The sequence below is a fragment of the Roseivivax halotolerans genome (assembly GCF_900115815.1).
In the GTDB taxonomy this organism is placed as follows: domain Bacteria; phylum Pseudomonadota; class Alphaproteobacteria; order Rhodobacterales; family Rhodobacteraceae; genus Roseivivax; species Roseivivax halotolerans.
This window is the reverse complement of sequence record NZ_FOXV01000031.1, coordinates 1-2,853: the sequence shown is the minus strand read 5'-3', so window position 1 is coordinate 2,853 and position 2,853 is coordinate 1. Positions and strand designations below refer to the sequence as shown.

The window sequence follows — 2,853 nt, the reverse complement described above, 5'->3', positions numbered from 1 at the left end:
ATCCTCGGCCTCAATCGGCTCCGATTACGCGGGCCATACGGCGCAAACGACGAATTCCTACTCGCCGCAGCCGCCCAGAACCTCCGCAAACTGGCTAAGATCCTTCCTGCACCGCAGCAACCGCGAAAAGCCTGACACGAAAGGCGCTCGTGCCCCTTCCATGCGTCGATATTCTGCGCCAGCAAACGGGTGTTTTTCCACAGAATCCGCCCTTTGTGTAGTTCCTCGGCACCAACTTGAGCGATAACCAATGGGCTGAAGCCAATGCGAGCACGCCTTCAAAGTGACAACGCGGTCACCGACGAGGCCGATCCCGCCGCCGCAGTCGCTCACGCCGCTCAACATTAATTTCATGCCTCCGTCCAAGGGCGCGGTTGAAACCCGCGCCTTTGGACCAATTCAGGAGTTGACTGAAGCTGTCGACCTGATCGTCGTTGCGACCGCGAGGGAACGACTGAAGCTCCCTTTTGAACAAGGGTAACCATGGCGCGTCTTCAGGTAGCTTCACGAGCCCTTCTTCGACTGGACCGCAGGCGGACTGGAAGCGAGTTTCCTTGTCCTTGTCTGGTCGAATCCGTTCGTACCGTCTACGCTCATCGTGGAACAGCTCATGAAACAAAGGTCTGCCCGAAGCTGCATCCTCAATGAGAACACGATCCGGGTCCCAGTCGTGGACCAGCGCCAACGTCTTTGCTTTGAGTTCAGGGTAGTCCACCTGCCCGCGCCAGATGTCGAGAAGGTACCAGGATCGCTCGCGAAACCCCCATGTCGTACAGACTGAGAAATCGGATCTCGGGTCCGCTGACATTCCCGTATCCCAGCTCTGGACAACGAGCTGATACCAAGAGCGGTCTTGAATTTTTTCATACGTGCCAAACCATTCCCAGCGGAGCGGTGAACCATCTGGCGCGATGGGGTTCTGCTGGTATTGACAGTTGAAAATCGCCGCCCCCATTTCCCGGCGCTTGTTGTCAAGCGTTTTTTGATCGAGACGTTTCGGGCAGAGCAGGTCGCCGGGGTTACGTGTCACGAACTGGTCACGACCAATCTCGATGACTTCACGGTCCTCAGCGATAGCGGGCAAATTGAGATGTCTGTATGTGCCGCGTTCAAGGAGATAACCCGGCGGGTCCATCTCGTGGAGCCGCTGGGCTATCAGAACCACACGACCCTCCGCTGGATTGTCAAACCGCGAAAGCAGCGTTCCGTCTATGAATTCCTGCGCCTTGATCAATTCCGCCTCTGACCCGGCGTCCCCTGCTTTCAGCAGATCATCGATGATGATGTAATCCGCCCCATGACCGGTGACCGAACTGCCGATGGAGACAGCTTTGCGGCTGCCGCCCATTGTTGTGCGTATCTCATCAATGGTATTGCCTTTCTTTGCGAGACGCGTTGCTGGAAAGATCTCTTGATACCAAGCAGACGCCATGATCCGTCGGCAATCCTCCCCATGCTTTCTGGCAAGGTCGAGCCCGTAGCTCGCGACAATGATCTTGTTCCTTGGATTATGCCCAAGGAGGAACGCGACATAGGCAACCGCAACGGTGATTGATTTCAGACAGCGCGGCGGGATATTGATAATCAGGCGCTTGTTCTCGCCGTTGCGTACGTTCTCAAGCTCATAACACATGGCGCGCACATGCCATGCCGGATCGAAGGTGCGATCCGCGCCACCGTGCAAAGTTCCGTAGACCCGCCAAACAAATGAGAAGAACTCTTTTTGGTAAAGGTCGAGCGCCGCTTGCCGGACGATCGCAAGATCAGGTTTCGTCATTGCCGTCCTCCGAGCTGTCGCTTGCACGGTCTTCATCGACACCGAAGTTGTCTTCGCGATAGCCAGTTGATTGGCTCAAAAAATCCCGCAGGATGTCGAGATCTACGGGATCTGGTTCAACGGAGTTCTGAGTTGGGCTCGCGACGAGGTCCCCGAAAAGCTGCGGGTCGAGCTTGATCAGTTCGATAATCGCCTTGCTGTCGCCCGTCATTGCTTTGTTGACCAATTGCTTGGCCGTGGCATCCGCTTTAGAGATGCGAAGTTCCCGGCCACCTTCACGCACTATGATATGCTGCTCAAGCTCGCGCCTGAGACTTGCGATGAGTCCTTTTGCGCCCTTGGGCCGCCCTTTTGGATTTCCGGATTGTCCTTTTTTGAACTGGGTGGCTTTGGGAGGCCGACCGTAGCCAACTTCGTAATAATTATCGTTGTGCTCACGCTTTGACATGTTCGGCCTCCTCTTCTTCCTTGCTGGACGCCTCATCCGCCCGAGCCCGCATGTCGAACGTCTCGCCAGACCCGGCAAGCTTGGCCGACTTGCCCGTCATCGCTTGCCAACGGCGGATGGCGACGTCGACATAGAGCGGGTCGAGTTCAATGAGCCGGGCTTTACGACCTGTCTTTTCGGCGGCAAGGAGTGTCGCGCCTGAGCCGCCAAAGCCGTCGAGCACGATGTCACCGCGGCGCGTGACGTCCAGAATTGCATCCGCGACCATTGCGGTCGGTTTGACCGTCGGATGGTCCGCGAGGTCAGCCTCCCTGCTCTTCCCGAAACTGTTCACGCCGGCATAGTCCCAGACATTTGTCCGGTTGCGGCCATGTTTGCCAAGCTCGACATTGTTGAGGTGCGACGCGCCAGGCTTTCGAAACACGCAAACGAGTTCGTGTTTGGAGCGATAGAGACTGCCCATACCGCCGTTGGTTTTGTTCCAGACGCAGAGGTTGATCAGCTCAAGCCCGACCGACTTACCAGCAGCAATCTGACCTGCCCCCACAAAACTGGGCCATTCATTGGGAGAGTTTGTTCTTGTAACGTTCAACGTGACGAGGAGAACGGACGATGCGCAAATCACGCT

General features: G+C 56.5%; 3 protein-coding genes. All 3 read right to left on the bottom strand.

Annotated features, from left to right (window positions below):
* Positions 1-295: 295 nt before the first annotated feature.
* Entirely contained in the window at positions 296-1,777 is a 1,482-nt protein-coding gene (gene terL / locus BM171_RS18545) for a phage terminase large subunit (RefSeq protein WP_175497637.1), read from the bottom strand.
* The gene (locus BM171_RS18540) at positions 1,764-2,225 is read right to left on the bottom strand and encodes a DUF5681 domain-containing protein (RefSeq protein WP_093016114.1); all 462 of its coding nucleotides are present in this window, start codon (positions 2,223-2,225) and stop codon (positions 1,764-1,766) included. Before BM171_RS18540 ends, terL begins: the two co-directional genes overlap by 14 nt.
* On the bottom strand, positions 2,212-2,853 hold a 642-nt coding region (locus tag BM171_RS18535; RefSeq protein ID WP_139218757.1), incomplete at its 5' end, for a DNA-methyltransferase. The genes BM171_RS18535 and BM171_RS18540, both read right to left, overlap by 14 nt.